The following is a 20,520-nucleotide window of genomic DNA, read 5'->3' as shown; positions in this document are numbered from 1 at the left end:
GCGACGCCGGCCAGAAAGGCCACCTGTGACTACTCGGACCGCTCATTCCGTCGTCGTGAGGGTTGATCTCGTCGAGACAGGCGGGACGACCCGAACCGTGCTCTACGGGCCGTTCCTCCCGCACGTGGGGTCCGCGGTGTCGTCGTTTGTGGCGAAGGTCGAGCACGAGCTCGCGAGCGCAGGCCGGTACTCGGGTTGGGAGACGTCGGTCGAGTCCGTCTTCATCGGCGAGGACGAGTCTGACTGCGCGGTGCTTCCGGTTCGCTGAGTCAGGCGGTAAGGGTGCGGCCCTTCACCTCGATGGAGGTGACGCCGATGACGCGGCGCATCGACAGCTCGTGCCGACCGGTGGCCAGCTCGTGGAGGATCTCCTGCGCGCCCTCTTCGAGGCGGCCTTCGAGGTTGAACCCACCGCCGAGGGTGTTGAGGGACGAGCGCACGAGACCTGGGCCCTGCCCGTTGTAGGCGTGATCGAGGGTCCCGGTGACGGTGTACTCGATGTGCCCGCGAGGCTGGAACGGGGCTTGCCGGACAGCGACGATGTGTTCCTCATCGCGCCCGATGACGTGCCACCACTTCCGGGGGTCCGTGTCGGGGTGGAACCGGACGCGGTCGCCGGTCACGATGTCGGAGATGTCGATGTCGGTCACGGCCGTTACCCTGCGGCACGACGAAGGGCCCGGCAGGTGGCTGCCGGGCCCTCAACGTTGCGCTCAGATGGCGCCGAGAACCGCGCGGACGTCGGCGAACGACTGGGTGCGGAGGAACTTGCCGTTCTCCCACACCGGCTGCAGCTCGCTGGCGGCCTCCTGCTCGGGCGTCGCGCCCTGCACGAGCACGAGCTCGCCCTGCTCGTCGCGGAGGACGGCGAGGCGGCCGGTGGCGCTCTTCTTGAGCCCGTTGTCGGTGATGGGGTTCTTCTGGATGTTGCGGCTCTCGCCTTCCACCTCCACCCAGGTCGCCTTGATGGCGCTGCCGAAGGTGTCGCGGGTCTGGTACTGGTACGAGAACGACCCGACACCGAAGACGACGTTGCTGGCGGCGAAGCCCTTGGCCTCGAGGCGCTCGGTGATGGCGATCGCGCGCTCGGTGGTGATCGAGTCGCCGTAGATGGCTCCGATGTGCGGGTCGAGGACCTTGTAGCCGGCCTCGTTGACCGTGCCGCCGAACTCGTCCCAGAGCAGCTCGATGACACCCTTGTCGGCGGGGGTCGTCGGGTTCTCCACGTCCGTGCCGGTCAGGATGGTGACGGGGTCACCCGAGTCGGGACGGATGACGAGCTTGCCGTCGCGGGCCATGATGCGCTCGTGCAGCTGCGGGAGGATGCTCGTGATGACGTTCCACAGATCCCAGGTGTCGCTGACGATGCTGACGATGCCCGACGGGTAGAGGTCGAGCAGGCGCGAGTACGTCTCAAGCTCGTCGTCCTGCCCGCCGGCGCACATGACCGAGTGCTCGGTCGCGGCGACCGATGCGAGGACGAGCCCGTTCTCGCCGGGGTAGTAGCGACGGACGAAGTCGAGGGCGGGGAGGGTGTCGCTGCCCTTGAAGCTGAGGAGGTGTCCGGCGCCGGATGCGGCGGCTGCGTCGGTGCCGACCTGGCCCCGGTAGCTGAAGTCGTGGAGCTGGAAGTCCACGCCGGCCTTGTCGTCGCCGGTCTTCTCGGCGGCCGCGTCCAGGATCTCCCGGTAGCGGTAGGCGAGGGTCGCGACGGTCGAGGGGTGCCAGACGCTGGCGGAGACGACCGTCTCGACGAAGTTGGTGACCCAGAAGAACTCGTCGAGGGTGTTCTCCATCGTGAACGACGGGACGCGCAGGGGAACGCGGGTGCCCTCGGGGACAGCACAGAACCGAAGCGGGAGGTAGCCGAGGCGGTGGAGGGCAACGATGTGCTCAGCGCCGATGGCTTCACCGTTGGCTGCGAGGACTCCCACCATGGCGTCGGCGTAGAGGTCTGCGACCTCGTCCTCGGCGGCGGCGAAGAACGGGACGAACGCTTCGATGCAGTACGACTGCAAGAACGCCTGGAGGCCGAAGTGCACGACCTTGTCGATGCCCTCGATGCGGCTGCCGCGGTTGGTGTAGTTGCTGTAGACGCGGGTGACGCCGTCGGGGTACTGGCGGCGGTGGTCGACCTTGTAGGCGTCCGTGTGCAGCAGTGGGGCGATGGGCGAGGCGGTGGTCAGAGCCATGGGGTCTCCTGGTTGAGGGTTCGGTCGAGGTGGATGATGTTGGCGCGGATGCCGTGGCCTGCCGTGGCGGCCCGGTCGTACTCGTCGGCGGGGCGGAAGGAGTCGGTGGTCCAGATCTCGCCGAAGCCGTCGAGCGTGTCCCGCGCTTGCCCGGAGAACACGCCGTGGCTGACGTACAGGCCGAGGCGGCTGCGGTCCAAGCCGGTGGCTGCGGCGAGCCCGGCGAACGTGCCGCCGCCGTCGCAGATGTCGTCGACAATGAGGAAGCGGCCGGTGTCCGGAAGCGGCTCACAGGTGAAGCCGGAGAGCTTGCCGGTGTCGGGGTTGCGGGTCTTCTCCGCGCGGTACACCGGGAGGTGGCAGGCGTCGGCGACGGCGGTGGCCCGGGCGATCGCTCCCTTATCGGGAGCGATGATGCCCTTGTAGCGCTGGGGCTGCTGGTCGCTGGTGGCCTTCCCGACGACGTGCTCCCGGACCAGGCGCGTGGAGTCGATGACGGTGAGGTTGCGGACCATCCGGGGCATGACGGGGCTGTGCGGGTCGAAGGCGACGACGACGTCGGCGTGGAGGCTGTTGATGAACTCCGCGTACACCTCGGCGCCCAGCGGAACGAAGTCCGCGTGGTCTGCGCGCGCGGCGGGGAGGTAGGGCAGGTGCAGGACGGTGCGCGCGCCGCGGCGGCGGGCAGCGTCGGCCCACATGGCCGCGGTGAACAGGTCGGCGGGGTCGGCGCCGTAGAGCCGGGCGACTTCGGTGAGCTGGCCCTTGTCGGCGTTGTCGTTGATCACCTTGATGTGCGCCTCCCCGGCGGGGAAGGTCATCGCTTCGAAGGTCGGGGTGGTGATGTACCCCGGACCGATGCGGGTGCGGAATGTGATGGTCACGGTTCGGCTATGCGCGACGCGGCCTGAACACCGGCCTCTCCGGGACCGCGCATGGACACGGGGCCGGACCCGCCGGCGCTGAGAGGACACCCCATGCCCACCCCGACCGTCGACTTCCACCTGCCCCTCCCCTGGTTCTTGGAGCTGGACACCGAGGCGGGCAACATGGTCGCCACGAAGGACGAGCTCACAGAAGCCGAGGGGATTCTCGCTGAGGCGTACGCAACGTTCTTCGGGACGGTCGTCCGCGACTTCGGCAGCGTCGTCCGCTTCCCCGGCGACCGGTGGTCAGCGTGGGGCACGGACGCCGTACGCGGTCAGGCTCGCCGGGTCATCGTCGCCGTCCCCGAGGACCGGCTGCAGGAGCTCGCGCGGACGGCCCGGTTCCTTGGCGAGCAGACCCTCCATGCCGGCGGCAACCCGAGCGGGAAGCAGCTGGTCGTCACCGCTACTGGCGACGAGACGACGGAGTTGTACTGAGCCGTAGGGTGCATTCCGTAAGCCGAGGGTAGAGCGGTTTCACAGGCGCCTAAGCGCGTCGAGTGCATCGTCCGAGGCCAAGTTCGCTCCGTGTGGGGAAGTGAGAGGGGTGCCGCCTGGCGCCCCTCTCATGCTCACGCAGTGAGCCAGTAGGGCTCCTCGCTGACGACGTCGTACCTGCCGGCGAGCTCCGCGCGCGCCGCAGCGAACAGCCTGGCGCCCTCCGCGATCCACCGTTCGTCTCCGGGCCAGTCCACGGTCGGGAGCATCCGGTCGTCGTAGGCAGCGAGCCAGGTGAGGGCGCGTCGCTGGAACGCGTCGGACAGGCCGACCTCCGTCATGGTGACTCGGATGCCGCCGGGTGCCCACAGGAGGGTGTCGCCGTAGTCCGGCCACCACTCGAGTTCGCGTGCCACTGGGTCTCCCGTATTAGAGTGCGCCGATTTTCCGCCGACTCTAATACGGCGCCGGCACGGGATGGTCAGGGCGCGTGGACGAGGTCGGCGGCGCCGAGGGCGAACTTCTGGGCGTAGTCGACGTGCCCGCACGCGGACCGTTCGGCGCCCTCGATCGCCTCGGTGGCCACCGGGGGCTTGCCGAGGCGCGCGCGGAGGCGGTTCACGGCGTCGTGCATCTGCGCTCGCTCGTACAGCACCCAGCCGGGCTCGCGGCCATCGAAGTCGGGGCGCTGGTCGCGCTCGGCGGCAGCCGCGTCGAACACGCTCTGCAGCTCGGCGAGGTCCCGGCGCCACCCGGTCGGGTCAGACAGCTTCACGGGGTACTCCGATCAGGTCACGGAAGGACTGCTCGGCTGTGATGTCGCGCTTGCGGTCCGGGTGGAACCAGATCGCGGAGTTCAGGGCCTTCGCGTCCTCGTACGCCGCCTTCGTCTCCGCGACGTGCGCGGCTGCGTGGTGGGCGAACAGGGCGAGCCAGGAGGCACGCGGGTTCTCGTTGAATGCGTCGACGACGTAGCGGACGTCTGCGGGGAGGGTGACGCTCGCGGAAGGCTTCTCGCTGCGCCCCCACCACAGGTTCACTCCCTGGGGCCCTGGCCAAAGCGGGTCGGCGGCACTGACCCGCATCTCGGTGCGGCGTCGATCGAAACGCACGACATCCTCGACCTGGCTGCTCAGCCGAGGGAAAGTGAACTCGTCGATCTGCTCGGCGGACGGCAGCCACTCCGACCGAAACTCGAGCGGCGCGAACGGGGCGTCCGTCATGACTTCTCCTCTGCCCGGGCGCGGAGTGCGGCGAAGACCGCGTCGGCGCCGTCGTCGTAGCTGCCTTCACCGGAGGCGACGATGTCCTCGGCGGCGTCGAGGAGCACTTGCCGGCGGTAGGCGTCGAACAGCGGCGCGATCGCTTCGACGAGCTGCTCGACGTCGACGGAGGCGTCCGGGGAGCCGTCGGGGTTGCGGAGGAAAAGGGACAGCGCTCCGTCGGGCTCGCTGGTGGCGTACTGGTACGGGGTGTCGGAGATGGGTCCGGTGTCGAGCGCGGAAAGGGACTGCGTCAGCGTCTCGTGCAGCGAGTCACGGAGCGTCTGGTCGGCCATGGGGTCATCCTCTCAAGGTCCGCGAGGGTCGCGGTGCACTCTATCCATGCGCGGTGCGCACCAGCGATGCGGTCACCGTTCCCATCCGAGGAGCTCGACGTTCGCCTGGCGATCGGTCCGCGCGGCGTCGTGCCGAGTGTTCTCGCACGCGCAGTCGATGAGCCCGGTGCCGAAGAAGTTGAGGAGCCCGAGCGGACAGTTTGCGCAGGTGCCCGCGGCGCACTCGGCGCACTTGGTCGTCGTGGCGGTGGTCGCGTCGGTCATCGTCATGGGTTCATCATGCGCGGTCAGGCGGCAGGTGTCGTCGCCATTGCCCACCGTTGGAGGTCCTCGGTCGGGGCGGTGTTGGCGAGCTGGTTGGCCTGACCATCCCAGGTGGCCCTGCGGGTGACGTGCCAGTATCGGCATTCCGGGCACGGGTAGGCGTAGGTCGTGGCTGCGAGCTTCCCGTCGGCGTTCAGCTCACGGTGCATGCGACGGGCAGCGAGGGCTGCCTTCTCGAAGGAGTCGTGTCGCGCTTTCCCGGAGGCGCACGTTCGGCGGCGGCGTCCCTTGGCCATGGCCTCCCCTTCCGCTCGATCGGCGTCGGTCGCCTATGCGTGGGGAGTCGTCCTTGTCAGACGCGGGTGAGGATTCGCTCGTGTCGGGGTGAGCCGGCCTGGCGGCAGGTCTTGTCGGTGGTCCAGTTCTCGGGGCGGATGTAGCCGTGCTCGTCGCACCAGAGCTTCGAGCCGGTGGCGGCCCGGGCGCGTTCAGCGTCGGGGAGGGTGAGGGCGTACGCGTCCCACGCGGCGGCGTCGAGGGGTCGCTCGGCACCGCACCCGCCGCAGATACCTTCGGGCAGCCACGACATGCCGCATCCCGGCTCGTGCTTGTCGCCGTTCGCGCGCCAGAGGGCGTTCCAGCCGGGGCAGGTGAGGGTCGCCATCCAGACTCCGGGTTCCCACCCCGCAGCGGCGCCGGCGAGGAGCTTGACGAGCCCCTTCCGTGCGAGGCTCCGGGCGGCGCGGACCGCGTGTGAGTGCGTGTCGTCAGCGACGGCCTCATCAGGTGAGAAGGCCGCGTAGGTGAGCAGTTCCAGCTCACCGGGGGTCACTCGCTGGGGAAGCAGGGATGACAGCTCGTGCGACATCATCGTGTCTCATCCTCCACGATCGGCGGGAGCCCACGAAGCGCGAGCGCACGGACGATGTCGGTGCGTGCGTAGTCTTTCGGGTCGATGATGCTGCCGATGGTCGCACCGCCCCGGTCGAGCTGTGCGACGAGCTCGTCGCAGAAGCCCTGGGAGACGGCAGCCGCATCGGTGAAGTCGAGGACGGCCAGGCTCGGGAGGAGCCCGAGGGTTCGGGCAAACTCTTCCGCGGCCCATCGGGTGACATTCACGCCGGTGACCGGGATGGTGACAGCTGCCACCGGTTCGAGGGTGACCCGCTCCCCTGCCTCGTGGAGGCGGATGGCGAGCTCGAGGTACCCGTGGTGACGCAGGCGGGTGACGCCGGCCAGCCGTACCGACTCGGCGGGTGACTCGTGCGCTTCCTTCACGACCTCGTCGAAGAAGCCCTGGGAGGCGTACTCGACGCGAGAGAAGTCGATGGTGACAGGTGCGGCGTTCAGCAGCTCGCCTTCGAGAATGACTTTCGCGCCGAAGCGGCCGCCTGCGCGGGCGGGCGCGTAGATACGACGAGGTTCGACTGCGGCAGTGGTGGTCACGGTGACTCCATGCGCGGTCCGGTCAGTACGCGTTGACGCAGGCGGTGATCTGGTGCGTCTGGTTCCCGAGCAGGCTCTTCATCCACCCGCTGGTGAGCTCGTATCGGTCGAAAACGCCACCCTGGGTGGCTCCGGTGCCGACGAGGTTGTACTGGTAGTCGCTACCACCGGGTTCCGTCCATGACATGTGGCTGATGGTACGGCCGGCTGCGGCGAAGTGCGTCTTGATGTCGGTGAGGTCGAAGGTGTGCTTCCAGCCGTAGCGGAACGGGTACGTGGCCGGGTTCGCCTGGCCCTGGACGGTCATGGTCTTGCATGCCTGGGAGGAGGTCCAGGCCCCCTGGCGCGCGAACGTCGCGGTGGACCATTCCGGTCCGTCGAGCGGCGTGGCGGGTTTCATCGCGGTGCCGCAGAAGCGGATCGTGGTGCTCTGCGCGTTGGTGATGAACTTGTTGTTCTCGATCGGGTGGAAGGGGTTGTCGCCCTCAGTCTTGCGCCCGGTGACGGTGATGACACTGCCGTTGTGGGTGAAATCGGCCTGGCCCTGGTCCTTGAAGTAGACGTGCGTCTGTCCGTAAAACGGGCCGGCGGAGTTGTCGATGGTGAACGACCACGCCCGTGGCGTCGAGCCAATCCCGCTGACGTTGACGCTCCCGCAGGTTTCCGGGTTCGGTGTCTGGGGCTGCGGGTCCCAGGTGAGTCCCGAAAGGCGGGTGTTCGCGCCGGGGAGGAACACGATGCCGGGGTTCGCTCCGTCCACGGTGCCGTCGGTCCCGTCCGCGCACCCGGCCGCGGCCGCCGCATCCTCCGCGCTCTCGCCGGTGCCGTAGGTGGTCGCCCCGTCCCGAACGGCGTGGAAGGTGCCTGTTGGGGAGAGGACGACTGCGCACCAGCTCTTGCCGGTGACATCGAACCGTTCCAGCTTCACAGCGTCGGCCACGGTGTACGCGACGGTCATCTGCCCCGGCGTCGAGGCGTACCGGCCTGTTTCGTTGATGGTGACGGCTTGGGCGTCGCGGAGGTTGGAGAGCTCGTTGATGGCGGACGCGTCCTGCGCGGATGCCACCCACCCGGGGACGGCGAGAACACCGAACGCTGCGGTGATGATGCCTACGGCGATGCCACCGAGCACGAGGAACGGGCTGGCCACGTGGTCTCCTGAGAGTCGAGTCTCGGGCTACCCTGCGGCGTCAGGAGCAGGCTGCGGCGGCCTTCGCGGCGGCGATGGTGGTTCCCTTGCCGTAGTTGACCTGGTTGTTGCTTGCGGCGAAGTAGGTCTTGGACTGAGAGCGCACAACGGTGCACCACCGTCCTCCCGAGCTTGTCGACTCTTCGAGCGTTGCGCTGCTGGGTGTGAACGTCACGCCTCGGGCTCCTGCGCGGAGGGCTGTTGCGTTCGGGGCGTACGCGTTCGTGGCCTGGAAGATCTGCGCCTGGACGATGCGGGCATGGGAGAGGTCGTTCTCGGCCGCGCCGTCATACGCGCCGGCGACCCATCCAGGGACGGTGAGTGCGCCGACGCCGGCCAGGATGATGCCGGCGACGATCCCGCCGAGCATGACCATGGGGTTCATTGCGCTCCTCCGAGGTGAGTGGTGTGCCCTTCACCCTGCGGCAGTGTGGCGAGGATCCCGGCGACGCGCTCGACGTCCTCGGGGGTTCCGAACACCTCGATGCGGTCGAGGTGTGGCACGTCGCACTTGGCGGCGATGACGTCCCCGGCGGCGCAGTACGCGGTCCCGAAGTTGGTGTTCCCGCAGGAGAGGACCCCGAGCATGAGGTCGCGGTTGGCCGGGTTGTTGAGGAACCTGATGACCTGCCGGGGCACCTCTCCCCCGTTCTCGCCGCCTCCCCCGTAGGTGGGCGTCAGGAGCACGAACGGCCGCGTTACGGTCAGGTCGGGATCGGCCCGCCGAAGCGGGAGGCGACGGGCTTCCAGGGCGGGAAGCCAGGCGGTGAGCTTGTCGGCGAAGCGTGCGGTGTTCCCGGAGACGGAGGAGAAGTAGATGAGCTCAGGTAGCTGTGTCACGGGCGAGGCCCTTCGTCAGACGCCGGCGAGCGGTGCGGGAGGTCACAGTGAAGACAGTGAAGTAGCCCACTGCGGCGGCGAGGACCCCGATGATGTTCGGGGCAAGCAGAAGCGCGAGTGGCGCGATGAAGGTGGTGGCGAACAGGGCTCGCTGGGTGCCGAGGACGCGGGCGAACCCGCCGACGGTTGCGACGCCGTTGCTGATGCGCTCGAGCGCGCCGCCTGCGACGTGCGCTCCGGCGAGGAGGATGATTCCGAGGAGGAACACGAAGGTGCCCGCTACGGCGACTTCCGGGGCGGTGGCGTTGGTGATGATGGGGCCGAGCGCGATCGCCGCGACGAACGGTGCCTGAGCGCGAAACGCCCACCGCTCCCGGCGCCCCCACCCTCCCGAGCCGACCCATGCGGCTGCGACTCCGGCGAGGATGAGGCATGCCGCCTCGGGGGCGCCGAACCCGGACAGGAAGGGCGCGATGACGAGCGCACCGACGGCATAGAACGCGACAGTGAAGCGGCGCAGGGTCAGGGTGAAGGCGGTCACCCTGCGCCTATGCGTCAGGCGGCGAGGGTGATGGCTTTCCGGGCCCGATGGAGGATGGACTTCACTGACGGGACGGTCATCCCCAGGGCGGTGGCCGCTTCCTCGGTGCTCTCCCCCAGCACGTCCACGCGGTAGAGCACAATGACGTAGCTCGGCGGGCACTTCGTAAGCTCCCGCTGGCGTTCTACCGCGCGCAGGAGAGCTTCGGCAGGGTCGGGGTACTCCTGCTCGGGGACTGCGTCGGTCACGTCTTCGAACTTCCGCTTGGCCCACAGCTGGGTGGCCTGGTTCTGGATGGCACGGCGAAGGTAGCCGCGGATGTTGTCGCGTGGCCCGCCGCCGGCGAGGAACGCTTTGTGGACGGCGAGGAACACTTCGCTGACGACGTCTTCGGCGTCGTGGGAGGAGGAGCCGATGACGCTGCGCGCGACCCGCAGAGCCCAGTCATGGTGCTCCGCGTAGATCTCCTTCAAGCGCGCGTCAGACATCCCACCCCAGTCATTGGTTCCGTGGCACCGAACCCCTCGACCGGGCGCCTCTGACGAGCATAGACCGGGGGTTAGACACACCCAACGATCCGAGCGAGATCGCTGTGGACGGTGACCGGTTCGTTACGTTGCCGCGGCTGCGGGTGCCCGTTCGCCGCGCAGCACGCGCTCGGCGGCGGCCATCTGGGCGGTCTCTTCTCGCGAGAGGCGGAAGCCGCTGCGGGGGTCGAGGGCGGCGTCGTAGATCTCGACGAGACGGCGATGGAGGCGCGCCTCACTGGGGGTGCGCCGGACTTCGAGCTGCAGTGACGGCCGCCGGCTGGTCGCGGTGTTCCACAGTGGGGTGAGTGCGCTCAGGTGCGCGGCGATCGCGCGGGCACGGCGCGTATCGGACACCCAGTGGATGACGGGGCTGGCCACCAGGCCGAGGGCCAGGGCGATGCAGGTGACCCACGCGGCCGCGTTGTAGAACGAGATGGCGGCGGTGGTCACGCCATGCCAGTCGAACAGGGCAGCGAGGTTCCCGATGAGGGCAGCGCCGCACACGGTGAGGCAGGTGAGGGCGGCGACATAGAGCAGGATGCCGGCAACCCAATCGCCGGTGTCGTCGTGACGGCTCACGATGCTGCGGGTCGTGGCGAACAGTGCGAGGGAGACGTAGGCGAGGACGGCGTGCAGGACGACGGCGAACGATGCGGCGGCGAGGTTCTCCCCGTACCCGCCCATGAGGTTCATCACGGAGGTGTGCCGGCTGGGGACCTGCCAGAAGGAGATGACCAGGCCGATGGCCGCCACGGTCATCACCCCCCACATGAGCCGGCGGGACGGGGGTGTCCATTCGGCCAGTGATGCCAGTGCCAGCGTGAGGATGTGCACGCCGAGCAGCATGGTGATGCCCGAGAGTAAGTGGATGTAGTCGTAGCCGCCGAGGAGGTCATCGACGGTGCGGAAGATGAAGTCCACGCTCTTCACGGCCACGGCGCCGGTGATGACGATGGCGGCGCGAAGGAACCTCTTGCGGGGCGTCTTGCCGCGCGCGAGGAACAGCAGGATGAACGCGCCGACGAGGACGCTGGCGGTGGCGGTCTCCACGGCTATCCGAGGATCTCTGCGAACCGGGAGCGACGTCGCGCGCGGATGCGGGTCGCGAGGAGGTCGGCGACGGCTTCGGCGTGGATCTCCCGCTCGTCGCCGATGCACCCTCGAGCCAGCGCCGTGTCGATGTCGTCCGGCAGGTCGCCGGGAAGGTCCATGGTCACGACGCCGGCATCGAGGTGTCCGTGGTCGAGCAGCATGTGTGCGACCTCGTGCAGGATGAACTGCTCCTGGTGGAGGCGGGATGCCGTCGGGGCGTAGAGGATGAGGTCCTCGCTTTGAGTGGCCAGCCACACACCGTTCACTGTGCCGTCCTCTGCGAACTCGGGCACTTCCCGGAGTCGCAAAGGTCGCCCCCGCCAGTCCTGGACGGCGTCCAGGAGCTCGGTGAGGGTGATGCCTGCGGGTACGGGGACCGGCAGGTCGGCAAGGGTGGGTGTGGCGGGGCTCATCGCTAGGGTTCCGTGCTCCCTCCGTTCCTCGACACCTCTGCTTCGAGGATCTGGGTGATGGCGCGTAGTGCCACTGGGGAGAGGTCTCCCAGCGTACGTGCCGCGTAGCGCTTGACTTTCGCGGCACGCATGGCACGAACCAGGTTCAGGCTGCTGGTGACCTGCTCCGGTTCTTCTTCGCCATGGATGTAGCCGTGCGGGACCTCGAAGAAGTCCGACAGGGCATTGAGGAGTTCCACGTCTTCGACGAGTCTGTGCCCATTGATGAGGTAGGACCACCGTGCGCGCGACATGCTGATGCCGCGCGAGGTCAGGTACTCCGCGATGTCCGCGTAGGTGACCTCGGTCTTTTCGCCTGCCTCGGCAAGGTCCATCAGCAGCCTCAGGCGGTTGGCGAGTTGCTGAGCTCGCTCTTCCTTGCTGATGGGGGCATTCGCCGTTACGACGTGGCGCTCGGGTTCGCTTCGGGTGCTGACCTTGACTACCACCTCTTGATCCTATGGGGGCCGCCGGAGCTGAAATGACCGGATGTCGGAGGTTGGGTCTACGTTCGCGCTCATGTCTGACTCCCTCATCTGCCCCACGGGCTGCGGCGACCTCGACGTCTTCATCGCCCGGCGGGGACGGCGGCAGCGCCCGTACCTCGGTTGCATCACGTGCGGTTGGGCGGAGTGGCGTGGTGGCATGCCGTTCCACGATGACCGGTGCGGTTCGGACGCCGGCGAAGACCCGCCCGTGGACCGGGAGGTCATCGACGTGGTGGAGGGTTCGGACCCCTACCCCTGACGCCCCGCCCCAAGTTGTCGCAGGGCGGGGTCGTAGGGGTCGCGGTCAGTCCTTGAACACGTACGGGACACCGATCGGCTTCGGCTGCGCCTCACGGCGGACACGCTTGAGTGCGTCGGCAGCGCGGGTCATCTCGGCGGCAGCGGCAGCAAGGGCGCCGGCGGAGCCGATGTAATCGGCGTGGAACGCCCGGGTGAGCATCGCGTCGAACGACGCCTGCGGGTCCGCCTTGAACCGGGCAACCTCATGCTGGATGAGTTCGAGGTCGGTGTCGGCGGGGTCGAGCACCTCGGAGTAGACGGTGACCTTCTTGCCGTTGCCGAAGCGCACCCGGTACGAGTGGCGCTGTCCGACGATCGACCCCTCGATGCCGGTGACTGTGAAGTCCGGCTGCCAGCGGAGCACCGGGACGTCCTCGTGATGGATGCTGAGCAGGGTGAACGGGTCGTGGAGCGAGAGGTGGCCGATGGCGTGGAAGGCGCGGTCGACGACCTTCTTCGCCTCCATCGCGTTCATGGTGACGGCGGCGCGGGCGAGGCCGGCGAGCAGACGCTTCCACCCGGTCTCCGGGTCGGCGTTGTACTCATTCACCTCAGCGGTGATGGCGGCGCGGGTCGCTTCACCCACGAACGAGTAGTTGTAGACGTAGAAACGGTCGGCCCAGACGACGACGCCCTGAACACCGGGCTCGTCACCGGGTACGTGCGGGGCGATGTCGACGCTGAGTGGGCCGGGGTGCTCGCGCGTCCAGGTCGAAAGCGACTTGCCGTCACCGATGGGCAGACGGAGGTGGGTGAAGGGTTCGAGGTTGTTCGTCATGACCGGTTCATGCGCGGTGTGGCCCGGTGACGTGAACGTCACGCTCGCAGTGCGGTTGCAGCGGACTTCGCCTGCTCGGCCATGGCAGACGCCTCCACGTAGGTGACATGGATGGTGCGGGCCTTGTCGACCAAGTCAGCGGCCGCCTGCTCGAGCGCGGCAGCCCAGGTGGCCCGGAAGTTGGCCGTCGGCGACTCGTTGAACCGCGCCACCTCCTTCTCGAGCGTGGCCCTCCCGTCGGCGTCGAGGGGACCTGTGAACAGCAGCAGGCTGGTGTGGAAGGTCCCGTTGGTCGCCAACGGTGCCAGCACCTCGGTCCAGCGCTCGGCCCGCGTGTGGATTTCAGCTTCACCGACTTCCGTGCGGCCGAAGTCCCCCGCGACCGAGATCAGGCTGTTGCAGCGTTCGGCGTACGACATGTGGACGCGAGCGGGGCCCAGCATCGTGAACGGCATGGACGCTTGGGGCACCTCGCCGATCCCGGCGATGAGACCCGCCAGCTCGTCGCGGCGGTCCTGCTGCCACTTCATCTCCTCGGCGCACGCGTCGTCCTGCGCGATGAGCCCCTGCCGGAGCAGCTGGACGAAACCGGCGGCCGGGTCGAGGTTGAAGCGGGCCACTTCCGCGTCGAGCTCACCTTGGGCGATGGGGCCGGGACGCTGAACGCGGGAGAAGATGACGATGGGGTCGGTGAGGTCGTTGGCGACGTCCACCTGGACGCGGCCGCGAGGTGAGGTGTTCTGGGAGGCGTACTCGACGTTGATGCCGTGCGTCGCGTGGGCGCGGGCGAGCTCATCGAGCTCCCGGCGCTCGATGGCGAGCAGCTCGTACAGCTGGGGCACGGTCGGGGTCGGGGCCAGGGTGTCCGTCATGGCATCTCCATGCGCGGTCAACAGGCTCGGGTGCGACAGTTGGATTACTCCTCCCCGCGGTACGCGCGCCCTGCCTTCCGCATGTCCTCACTGGTGGCGCTGATGGTGGGCAGCATGGCCCACAGCGTGACACGGGCGGCGAGCAGGATGAACCGGCCCGTCATCAGCACGAGGAACGCGATGACCGAGGCGGCGACGCCCTGCCAGAACGGTCCCGGCTTCAGCGGGTCGATGTATTCAGCCTGCGATGCAAGGACGCCGCTGTGGACACCGAAGCCGATGGACACGGCGATGATGACGTACGTGGCGCGGGTGAAGAACCACTTCTGGAACGGTGACACCTTCGGATCGTAGTGGGCGCTCAGCGGGGTCCCCCGCGCTTGGCCTTCCGGCGCTTGGCGAGCGCCTTCATGTGGCGGGGGTCGTTCCGCTTGGCCTCTCGACGTTTGCGCTCTTCCTCCTCGGGGGTGAGGGGGCGAGGCCGGCGGTTGTAGGACGCGACGGCGGCGATGACGCGGTCGAACTCGGCGTCTCTGCTCATGATGCCTCCGGGGTGTGACGGGTTGATTCGGGGTGGCGGGGCTCGCCCGTCCACTGCTGGTCGAGGTCGGCGCGGAGGACGGCGGGGTCTTCGAGGGTGCCGTCGTCGATGAGGCGGCGAAGCGCTGCGTCCCACGGGTTCTCGTTCACGGGAGCCTCCAGAACAGCGGGACGAAGTACACGTAGATGGTGCCGTCGGGGATGAACAGGAGGCTGCCGGAGCGGCGGAGCTGGGTCTGCCGGCCGGTCTCGGTGATGCAGTCCACGAGCACACCCTCGGGTGGGAGCTCATCGGCGTAGACCTTCCACTGGAAGTCCGGCTTCACCTGCGCGCGGGGCTTGGGACGTTCCTCGCTTCGGTTGCCGTACCCGGCGTAGTTGCCGTACTCGTCGCGGCCAGGGCGCTCCCCGTACGCGCCGTAGTAGCTCTCCGACTGCTCGTCACGCGAGGGTGCCGCGAACGGCTTCGGGTATCCCCGTCCGCTCACCGGAGGAACCCGGCCTGCAGCTCGAGGAGGAACGCTTCATCGGCGTCGAGGAGGGCGCGCTTCTCCGCGTTCGCGGTGCGCTGCTCGGCGAAGAACTGGAACAGCAGCGCGTTCCAGGATGCGTACGTGTCGGCGTTGAACTCGGCGACGAGGTCTTCCACCTCCTGCTCGCTGACGTGGATGTTGTAGAGCAGGTCGAACGTCTCGGGGATGCCTTCCACCTTCGCGGTGATGGCGTAGATGACGCCGAACTCGGTCTCGTGCCGCTCGGCGTGCACGTCGGGGAAGGAGAAGGTGCGGGGGTTCACGGCGCGGAACAGGTCCCCGGGGATCCGGAGCTCGGCGGTGAGGTCGGTCTCGGCGGCGATGGTGGTCATGATGGTCCCTTCAAAGGCGAGAGCTGCCCCGGCGGATGCCGGGACAGCTCGTACATGCGCGGTGGGGTCTCAGCCCTGGTCCGCGTCCTTCGCCGTCTTCCCCTTGCCAGGCGCGCCGCTGACGACGCCGTCGCGGACCTCACTGACGACGAGGTCGGTGAGGTCGATGACAGGGAGCAGGCCCTCGACGACGCTAGCAAGGCCCAGGATTACACCGGGCTTGATGACGCCGGGCTTGCCGCTCTCGACGGTGTCGGCCATCGCACGGAGCTGGTGGGCGGTGTTCTTCACGCTGCGGGCGACGGGGTTTTCCTCCTCGAGGCCCTCGGCGATGCGAGCATCCTTGAGAGTCCGGCGCGCTGCGGACAGGGTGCGGGAGGCTTCGATCGCCGCGGCGATAGCGTCGGTGGCGGCCTCCTCGGCGTCACGGCTGACGGTGTCGGCGGCGACGACGGCCGCCTCGAGCTCTTCGATGGTGGGGGTAGGGGTGCTGGGGTTCGATTCGACCATGCCGCCCCTATGCGCGAGGCGCGCTCAGGCGAGCGGGTCGCGGAGGTACGCCCGCTGGTGACCTATCGCGGCGAGCCGCTCGTCGTACCGGTGGTAGTCGAGGGTGTCAGCCATCATCCGAAGGGCCGTGGCCGTCGGCTCCCCGACGGGACGCTCAATGCCGTCATGGCCGACCCAGGCGAGGACAGTGAAGCCCTGACCGGGTTCGAGGACGTCCCACTCCTCAGCGAGGTCTTGGCCTTCGGCGGTGACCTCCCCGTTGTCGATCTCCACGCGGAGGGCGTGGTCGGTTGCGAGAGCAGTGTCTACGAGCTGTCCGGCGGCGTAGTAGTCCATCAGTCCCCTTCCGGGAGCACGGCGTCCAGCCTTCCATTCTCGCTCAGGCGAGCGATGGTCAGCTCGATGTGAGCATCCGTGTACGCGCGTTCGACTCGGGCGAGGAACTGGCGGGCGGCGATGACCTTGCTGTTGGCGTGAGTCTTCGCCTGCGCCAGGGACGTGAGGGTCGGCGCGCTGGCGTCCCGGGCGGCGCCCTGCCCGATGAGTCGCTTGGCGAGCGCGAACTCGACCGCTGCGTCTGCGTAGCGCCCTTCGGCGAGGGCGAGTGCCTTGCGCCCTTCGATGACGGCGCTGTTGGCGCGGGTCTTCGTCTGGATGAGCTCGTGGACAGTCGCGTCGGTCATGCCGTGTTCATGCGCGGTGGGGTCGTGTTTGGTGGTCAGCGGCGTTCAAGCTCGACGAAGACGGGCTCTCCGCCGTCGCGCCCCTTGAGGAGCGTCCCGAGCTGCAGCTCGTCCGTGACGCTGACGAGATGGATCTCCGTCGGGCCGACGGCGCCGTTGACCTCAGCGGTGGTGACGGTTGAGCCGAAGAGCACCTCGGGCTTGGGCGGGTCGGCGGGGAACTCAAGCCGCTGGATGTCGTCGGCGGTGAGGGTGAGCCCGTAGAGCGTCTCGGCCTGGGCGATGTACGAGTCGGTGGTGCTGGTCGAATTGCCGACGATGGCAGTGAAGGCGCTAACGGCACCGAGGACAGCGACGGCAGAGCTGAGGCCGACGGCCGCAGCGATCGTCCAGGCCGCGTTGCGCGCCAGGCGAACAGCGAAGTAGAGCCCGGCGATGACGGCGAGCGCGGCGAGGGATCCGCCGATGGTCAGCAGGAGGAACTGGGCGAGGTCGAACGGCTGGTGGGTCATGGTGTCCTATCGGCGGGGCAGCTCGGTGAACACGTTGTTCGGGTTGAACGTTCCGAGCAGGAGGTGCTCACCGTCGTAGGCGGCTCGGATGGCGACCACCGAGATGCCGCCGTCCTTCCCTATGCGGGGCACTTCCACCTCCCCCTCGTTCCAGGTGGTCTTCGGGTAGACGTAGGGGAGGTCGGGTTTCACGCCGGTGATGCCGAGCTTGGTGACGTCCATCTCGCTGAGGCTGATGCCGTACGTCTGCTGGGCGACAGTCCGGTAGGTGTCCATCGCCTCGGCACGGCCGCTGAGGTTCACGTTGGCGGCCATGACGCCCCACCCGAGGGTGATGAGGAGGGCCCCGGTGGCCATGAGCCAGAACTTCATCTCCATCCGGACGGCGAGGATGAGCATGGCGATGGTGGCCAGGACGACTCCGGTGAGGAGGACGGTCCAGGGGACGCAGACCCCGATGTTATGGGCGGTCTCGCTGTACTCCAGGAACTCCATGGCGCTCTCTCGGTCGGCGTCGGCTTCGTTGCGGCGCGCGACTGGGGAGCCGGGTGGTCCGCACACCGGTCACCCTGCGGAGCGTCTACCCACGATCGGTACCGGTGGCACCGCGAGTACTCGTCGGGTTCGTCAGAACTCGACGAGCCAGGAGAGCTCGACCTGCATCGGGTCCTTCACGATCGCTTCATGGTTCACGACGCCGGAGACGCCCGGGAGTGCGTTGACGGAGTCGTACTTCTTCCCGTTGCCGTCGGCGACGGGGGCGACGAAGCTGTTCCAGCCGGGGGCGGTGGTGGGCCGGTACTCGTAGCCCATGGCGGTGCGGGTGAGGAACATGAACGTGGACGGGGAGGTCCCGCCGCCCCAGTGCCCGGTCGAGTAGTTCAGGCTCTTCGTGGCGCTGCGGGACAGGTACAACCCGTCACCGAACATGCGACCGGCGATGTGGATTCCCGACCCTGTCCGCGGCGGCACGAACAGCCCCTTCTGGAGGATGGAGAGGACGTTTGCGGCACCCGTCCCGTGCCAGAGTCGCTGGACGTTCCGAACGCGCTTGGCGGTCGCGGCGACGTCGTCGGCGTGGCGGCGGTCCTCGAGCCGGTAGACGTACTTCGGTGTCATGGCGTACGCCTTCGCGTGCCCGGCCTGCTTCGTCTCGTGGAAGCGGGCGACGACCATGTCGTACTCGTCGTGGCCGGGCTCGAGGCGGGTGACGCGGTAGCGGAAGAAGTCTTCGTCCACCGCCGAGGTCCCACCGGTCGTTGCCTGCCGGCGGGCGGCGTCGGCGTAGCTGGCGGAGGCGGCGAGCGCGTCGAGGAGGTCGCGTTGGGCGGCGACGCTGGTGAGGGTGTCCAGCCATCCCGCGGCCCAGCCGCCTCCGAGGCGGACGGGAACGTCGTGGGGGACGATGCGGAGGTAGGCCTCGGTGAGGGAGGCGCGGCGGGGTCCTGCGGGGAGGGTCGCCATGTCGTTCAGGATCTGGCGGGCGTCGGCGACGGCGTCGGCGGTGATGATGCCGAGGGCGGTACGGGCCTGGCCGGAGGTGTCGACGGAGATCATGCCACCGGTGGTCTGCATGAGGGCGTGCTTGTTCGCGGCGACGAGACGGTCGATGAGGCCGAGGACGATCTTGTCGGTGCTGCCGCCACCGAGGGAGGCTGCGGCGGTGTCGCGGAGGGCGACGGTAGCTGCGGCGGGGGCGGAGGTGGTGTCAGCGACCTTCACCTCGACGTAGCCCTTTCGGGTCTTCTCGTGCAGGATGCGGTCGAAGCGGGTCTTCCCGCCGCCTTCCCGGTGTGTCTGGCCGCTGAGCTCACCGCTTTCGCCGCCTCGCTTGACACGGCCCCAGAGCTTCTCGACGGTGCCCGTGTCGTGCAGCTGCAGCCGGTAGAACTTGTTGCTGTTCGCAGTGGAATCGACGTAGACGAGGAGCTTCTGCTCGATGATGGTGGACACGTGCCGCCGCCTTCCGCGGCAGTGCCGCACAGGAGATGAGAGGGGCCTGCCGGCCCTTCTCCTCTATGCGCGGTGGGGCGTCAGCGGAGGGCCGCGACGAGGCCGTCGACGAGCAGCGGGACGGTCTCGGTGGCGGGCCCGATGAAGGCTTGCTGGAACATCTCGGAGGTCCGGCCGAGATTCAGCTCGAACGTGCCGGCGCCGGCGACGGTGGCGATGTTGACGAGGCCCGCAGCGGGGTACACCTCCCCGGAGGTGCCGATGGCGATGAAGATGTCAGCGCGCTCAGTGGCGCGCTCGATGCGGGGCATGCCCATGGGCTGCTCCCCGAACCAGACGACGTTGGGCCGGAGGGTGCCGATGCCGCAGGTGGTGCAGGTCGCCCCGTACACGCCGGCGGGGGTGAGCTCGTAGCAGGCAGTGCACCGACCGTCGGCGAGCGACCCGTGCATGTGGATGAGGTTCTCCGCCGGCAGGCCGGAGCGCTCGTGCAGGTCGTCGACGTTCTGGGTCACGACGAGGAGCCTGTCCCCGGCGGCTTCCGCGAGTCGGGTGAGCGCGGTGTGCGCGGCGTTCGGGGTGGCGGCGGCGACCTGGTCGCGGCGGGCTTGGTAGAACGCGTGGACCAGCTCCGGGTCGCGACGGTACCCATCAGGGGTGGCGACATCCTCGACGTCATGCCCCGCCCACAGCGCTGGGCCTGCGCCGGTGGGGGTCCGGAAGGTCGGGATGCCGGACTCTGCGGAGATCCCGGCGCCGGTGAGGACGAGGATGGTGGTCATGGTGGCCTCTCAGGCTAGGAGGCGCGCCCGGATGGTGGCCAGGTGCGCGGCGCGCTCGGTGAGGGCTTCGCGATCCTCGGTGAGCACTTGCTCGTCGACGTCGAGGGCGGCTTCGACCAGCGAGCGCCAGACGGTGGGGCTGGCGTTGAACGCCTCGATCGCGTTGATGACGGCCTTGGGGGCGGTGGCACCGCGGTGGGTTTCTGCGTACAGGCAGAAGCGGATGCCGTTGATGACGGAGTAGACCTCGGTCAGGTAGGCAGCGCCGTGCGGGCTGGTGGTGATGCTGGCGACGGGCGGGCTGGTAGGCGCTCCGGAGAGGCGTGCGAGTCGGCCACTGTCGATGATGCTGAGGGTCACAGGGACTCGCTTCGGTCGTGCGTTGGACGGTGTGGACCGTCTATGCGCGACCGAACGGGTCAGATGAGCGCCTCCGGGCGGTCACGCTCGGCGACCCGGTCGGCGACGCAGGCGAAGCCGATGAACGCAGCGAGCCCACCGAGGCCGACGACCAAGAGTGTGACGAGCATGACGGGGTTCCCGCCCAGTGCTTCACGGACCGCCGGGATGGTGAAGAAAACGGCGACGATGGCGACGATCGCGCTGATGGTGGCGGAGCGGTAGAGGCGGTGGAGGCGGGACATTCGGGGCGACCTTTCCAGTCGGTGGCTTGGTACCACCTACATGCGCGGTCCGTTCCGGAATGTGCGTCACGTGCGCGGGTGCACGCGCCACTCCCCCGATGCCGGGTCCTGATGCACTTCGACGC

At 68.5% G+C, this 20,520-nt stretch carries 38 protein-coding genes; 3 read left to right on the top strand and 35 right to left on the bottom strand.

Features of this window, described 5'->3' with window-relative positions:
- Positions 1-25 precede the first annotated feature (25 nt).
- Positions 26-268 carry a hypothetical protein gene (locus BLR68_RS17785; protein ID WP_143015815.1) on the top strand — a complete coding sequence of 81 codons (243 nt, stop codon included), beginning with the start codon at positions 26-28 and terminating at the stop codon, positions 266-268.
- A gap of 1 nt (position 269) precedes the next feature.
- Here BLR68_RS17785 and BLR68_RS16335 read toward each other — a convergent pair whose 3' ends face one another.
- The 3 genes from BLR68_RS16335 to BLR68_RS16325 all read right to left on the bottom strand — a co-directional run bounded on the left by BLR68_RS16335 (position 270) and on the right by BLR68_RS16325 (position 3,076).
- A complete protein-coding gene (locus BLR68_RS16335) occupies positions 270-650 on the bottom strand; it encodes a hypothetical protein (protein ID WP_018186145.1) in 381 nt (126 codons plus the stop codon).
- Between the two features lie 63 nt (positions 651-713).
- Complete coding sequence (locus BLR68_RS16330) at positions 714-2,192, bottom strand: nicotinate phosphoribosyltransferase (RefSeq protein ID WP_018186144.1); 1,479 nt, start codon at positions 2,190-2,192, stop codon at positions 714-716.
- Positions 2,183-3,076 carry a ribose-phosphate diphosphokinase gene (locus BLR68_RS16325; RefSeq protein WP_018186143.1) on the bottom strand — a complete coding sequence of 298 codons (894 nt, stop codon included), beginning with the start codon at positions 3,074-3,076 and terminating at the stop codon, positions 2,183-2,185. The genes BLR68_RS16330 and BLR68_RS16325 overlap by 10 nt, the downstream gene beginning before the upstream one ends.
- Positions 3,077-3,169: 93 nt before the next feature.
- On the opposite strand from BLR68_RS16325, the gene BLR68_RS16320 reads away from it, so the two are divergent.
- The gene (locus BLR68_RS16320; RefSeq protein ID WP_018186142.1) at positions 3,170-3,556 is read left to right on the top strand and encodes a hypothetical protein; all 387 of its coding nucleotides are present in this window, start codon (positions 3,170-3,172) and stop codon (positions 3,554-3,556) included.
- Between the two features lie 134 nt (positions 3,557-3,690).
- Here BLR68_RS16320 and BLR68_RS16315 read toward each other — a convergent pair whose 3' ends face one another.
- The 16 genes from BLR68_RS16315 to BLR68_RS16240 form a co-directional block, all read right to left on the bottom strand.
- Positions 3,691-3,972, bottom strand: coding sequence for a hypothetical protein (locus tag BLR68_RS16315; protein ID WP_018186141.1), 282 nt, complete (start codon positions 3,970-3,972; stop codon positions 3,691-3,693).
- 65 nt (positions 3,973-4,037) lie between these two features.
- Entirely contained in the window at positions 4,038-4,331 is a 294-nt protein-coding gene (locus BLR68_RS16310) for a hypothetical protein (RefSeq protein ID WP_018186140.1), read from the bottom strand.
- Positions 4,318-4,779, bottom strand: coding sequence for a hypothetical protein (locus BLR68_RS16305; protein WP_018186139.1), 462 nt, complete (start codon positions 4,777-4,779; stop codon positions 4,318-4,320). The genes BLR68_RS16310 and BLR68_RS16305 overlap by 14 nt, the downstream gene beginning before the upstream one ends.
- A complete protein-coding gene (locus BLR68_RS16300; protein ID WP_018186138.1) occupies positions 4,776-5,114 on the bottom strand; it encodes a hypothetical protein in 339 nt (112 codons plus the stop codon). The genes BLR68_RS16305 and BLR68_RS16300 overlap by 4 nt, the downstream gene beginning before the upstream one ends.
- 72 nt (positions 5,115-5,186) lie before the next feature.
- Complete coding sequence (locus tag BLR68_RS16295) at positions 5,187-5,384, bottom strand: hypothetical protein (protein WP_018186137.1); 198 nt, start codon at positions 5,382-5,384, stop codon at positions 5,187-5,189.
- Between the two features lie 17 nt (positions 5,385-5,401).
- Positions 5,402-5,674: a hypothetical protein gene (locus tag BLR68_RS16290; RefSeq protein ID WP_018186136.1), complete on the bottom strand. Its 273-nt coding sequence runs from the start codon at positions 5,672-5,674 to the stop codon at positions 5,402-5,404.
- Positions 5,675-5,730: 56 nt separating this feature from the next.
- Positions 5,731-6,249: a hypothetical protein gene (locus tag BLR68_RS16285; RefSeq protein ID WP_018186135.1), complete on the bottom strand. Its 519-nt coding sequence runs from the start codon at positions 6,247-6,249 to the stop codon at positions 5,731-5,733.
- The gene (locus BLR68_RS16280) at positions 6,246-6,824 is read right to left on the bottom strand and encodes a hypothetical protein (RefSeq protein ID WP_018186134.1); all 579 of its coding nucleotides are present in this window, start codon (positions 6,822-6,824) and stop codon (positions 6,246-6,248) included. Before BLR68_RS16280 ends, BLR68_RS16285 begins: the two co-directional genes overlap by 4 nt.
- A 22-nt stretch (positions 6,825-6,846) precedes the next feature.
- Positions 6,847-7,974, bottom strand: a complete 1,128-nt coding sequence (locus BLR68_RS16275; RefSeq protein ID WP_018186133.1) for a hypothetical protein — start codon at positions 7,972-7,974, stop codon at positions 6,847-6,849.
- A 40-nt stretch (positions 7,975-8,014) separates the two neighbouring features.
- Positions 8,015-8,398, bottom strand: a complete 384-nt coding sequence (locus tag BLR68_RS16270; protein WP_018186132.1) for a hypothetical protein — start codon at positions 8,396-8,398, stop codon at positions 8,015-8,017.
- Positions 8,395-8,853, bottom strand: coding sequence for a class Ib ribonucleoside-diphosphate reductase assembly flavoprotein NrdI (nrdI, locus tag BLR68_RS16265; RefSeq protein WP_018186131.1), 459 nt, complete (start codon positions 8,851-8,853; stop codon positions 8,395-8,397). Before nrdI ends, BLR68_RS16270 begins: the two co-directional genes overlap by 4 nt.
- A complete protein-coding gene (locus tag BLR68_RS16260) occupies positions 8,837-9,394 on the bottom strand; it encodes a hypothetical protein (RefSeq protein WP_018186130.1) in 558 nt (185 codons plus the stop codon). The genes nrdI and BLR68_RS16260 overlap by 17 nt, the downstream gene beginning before the upstream one ends.
- Before the next feature lie 14 nt (positions 9,395-9,408).
- Positions 9,409-9,882: an RNA polymerase sigma factor gene (locus BLR68_RS16255; RefSeq protein ID WP_018186129.1), complete on the bottom strand. Its 474-nt coding sequence runs from the start codon at positions 9,880-9,882 to the stop codon at positions 9,409-9,411.
- Between the two features lie 123 nt (positions 9,883-10,005).
- Positions 10,006-10,974: a DUF6545 domain-containing protein gene (locus BLR68_RS16250; RefSeq protein ID WP_018186128.1), complete on the bottom strand. Its 969-nt coding sequence runs from the start codon at positions 10,972-10,974 to the stop codon at positions 10,006-10,008.
- A gap of 2 nt (positions 10,975-10,976) precedes the next feature.
- Positions 10,977-11,429, bottom strand: a complete 453-nt coding sequence (locus BLR68_RS16245; protein ID WP_018186127.1) for a hypothetical protein — start codon at positions 11,427-11,429, stop codon at positions 10,977-10,979.
- 2 nt (positions 11,430-11,431) lie between these two features.
- Positions 11,432-11,917 (bottom strand): hypothetical protein, encoded by a 486-nt coding sequence (locus tag BLR68_RS16240; protein ID WP_018186126.1) that lies wholly within the window; start codon positions 11,915-11,917, stop codon positions 11,432-11,434.
- Between the two features lie 70 nt (positions 11,918-11,987).
- Here BLR68_RS16240 and BLR68_RS16235 point away from each other — a divergent pair, with 70 nt between their 5' ends.
- A complete protein-coding gene (locus BLR68_RS16235; protein WP_143015814.1) occupies positions 11,988-12,215 on the top strand; it encodes a hypothetical protein in 228 nt (75 codons plus the stop codon).
- A gap of 45 nt (positions 12,216-12,260) precedes the next feature.
- Here BLR68_RS16235 and BLR68_RS16230 read toward each other — a convergent pair whose 3' ends face one another.
- The 16 genes from BLR68_RS16230 to BLR68_RS16160 form a co-directional block, all read right to left on the bottom strand.
- Entirely contained in the window at positions 12,261-13,034 is a 774-nt protein-coding gene (locus BLR68_RS16230) for a hypothetical protein (RefSeq protein WP_018186124.1), read from the bottom strand.
- 38 nt (positions 13,035-13,072) lie between these two features.
- Positions 13,073-13,906 carry a hypothetical protein gene (locus BLR68_RS16225; RefSeq protein ID WP_018186123.1) on the bottom strand — a complete coding sequence of 278 codons (834 nt, stop codon included), beginning with the start codon at positions 13,904-13,906 and terminating at the stop codon, positions 13,073-13,075.
- Positions 13,907-13,950: 44 nt separating this feature from the next.
- The gene (locus BLR68_RS16220; RefSeq protein ID WP_018186122.1) at positions 13,951-14,247 is read right to left on the bottom strand and encodes a hypothetical protein; all 297 of its coding nucleotides are present in this window, start codon (positions 14,245-14,247) and stop codon (positions 13,951-13,953) included.
- Positions 14,248-14,267: 20 nt separating this feature from the next.
- Positions 14,268-14,447 (bottom strand): hypothetical protein, encoded by a 180-nt coding sequence (locus BLR68_RS16215; RefSeq protein ID WP_018186121.1) that lies wholly within the window; start codon positions 14,445-14,447, stop codon positions 14,268-14,270.
- On the bottom strand, positions 14,444-14,596 hold the full coding sequence (locus tag BLR68_RS18040) for a hypothetical protein (protein ID WP_018186120.1): 153 nt from the start codon (positions 14,594-14,596) through the stop codon (positions 14,444-14,446). Before BLR68_RS18040 ends, BLR68_RS16215 begins: the two co-directional genes overlap by 4 nt.
- Complete coding sequence (locus BLR68_RS16210) at positions 14,593-14,934, bottom strand: hypothetical protein (protein ID WP_018186119.1); 342 nt, start codon at positions 14,932-14,934, stop codon at positions 14,593-14,595. The genes BLR68_RS18040 and BLR68_RS16210 overlap by 4 nt, the downstream gene beginning before the upstream one ends.
- Positions 14,931-15,311 (bottom strand): hypothetical protein, encoded by a 381-nt coding sequence (locus tag BLR68_RS16205; RefSeq protein ID WP_018186118.1) that lies wholly within the window; start codon positions 15,309-15,311, stop codon positions 14,931-14,933. The genes BLR68_RS16210 and BLR68_RS16205 overlap by 4 nt, the downstream gene beginning before the upstream one ends.
- 69 nt (positions 15,312-15,380) lie before the next feature.
- Entirely contained in the window at positions 15,381-15,821 is a 441-nt protein-coding gene (locus tag BLR68_RS16200) for a hypothetical protein (protein ID WP_018186117.1), read from the bottom strand.
- Between the two features lie 24 nt (positions 15,822-15,845).
- Positions 15,846-16,157 (bottom strand): hypothetical protein, encoded by a 312-nt coding sequence (locus tag BLR68_RS16195; protein WP_018186116.1) that lies wholly within the window; start codon positions 16,155-16,157, stop codon positions 15,846-15,848.
- On the bottom strand, positions 16,157-16,504 hold the full coding sequence (locus tag BLR68_RS16190; RefSeq protein ID WP_018186115.1) for a hypothetical protein: 348 nt from the start codon (positions 16,502-16,504) through the stop codon (positions 16,157-16,159). Before BLR68_RS16190 ends, BLR68_RS16195 begins: the two co-directional genes overlap by 1 nt.
- 35 nt (positions 16,505-16,539) lie before the next feature.
- Entirely contained in the window at positions 16,540-17,016 is a 477-nt protein-coding gene (locus tag BLR68_RS16185) for a hypothetical protein (protein ID WP_040570487.1), read from the bottom strand.
- A gap of 6 nt (positions 17,017-17,022) precedes the next feature.
- Positions 17,023-17,511, bottom strand: coding sequence for a hypothetical protein (locus BLR68_RS16180; RefSeq protein WP_018186112.1), 489 nt, complete (start codon positions 17,509-17,511; stop codon positions 17,023-17,025).
- Between the two features lie 132 nt (positions 17,512-17,643).
- Positions 17,644-18,969 (bottom strand): WGR domain-containing protein, encoded by a 1,326-nt coding sequence (locus BLR68_RS16175; RefSeq protein WP_018186111.1) that lies wholly within the window; start codon positions 18,967-18,969, stop codon positions 17,644-17,646.
- Between the two features lie 80 nt (positions 18,970-19,049).
- The gene (locus BLR68_RS16170) at positions 19,050-19,751 is read right to left on the bottom strand and encodes an NAD-dependent deacylase (RefSeq protein WP_018186110.1); all 702 of its coding nucleotides are present in this window, start codon (positions 19,749-19,751) and stop codon (positions 19,050-19,052) included.
- Positions 19,752-19,760: 9 nt separating this feature from the next.
- On the bottom strand, positions 19,761-20,111 hold the full coding sequence (locus tag BLR68_RS16165) for a hypothetical protein (RefSeq protein ID WP_018186109.1): 351 nt from the start codon (positions 20,109-20,111) through the stop codon (positions 19,761-19,763).
- A 59-nt stretch (positions 20,112-20,170) separates the two neighbouring features.
- On the bottom strand, positions 20,171-20,395 hold the full coding sequence (locus BLR68_RS16160; RefSeq protein WP_018186108.1) for a hypothetical protein: 225 nt from the start codon (positions 20,393-20,395) through the stop codon (positions 20,171-20,173).
- Positions 20,396-20,520 lie beyond the last annotated feature (125 nt).

This window comes from Microbacterium sp. 77mftsu3.1, assembly GCF_900100525.1.
Taxonomy (GTDB): domain Bacteria; phylum Actinomycetota; class Actinomycetes; order Actinomycetales; family Microbacteriaceae; genus Microbacterium; species Microbacterium aquilitoris.
This window is presented reverse-complemented; position numbering and strand designations above follow the sequence as displayed.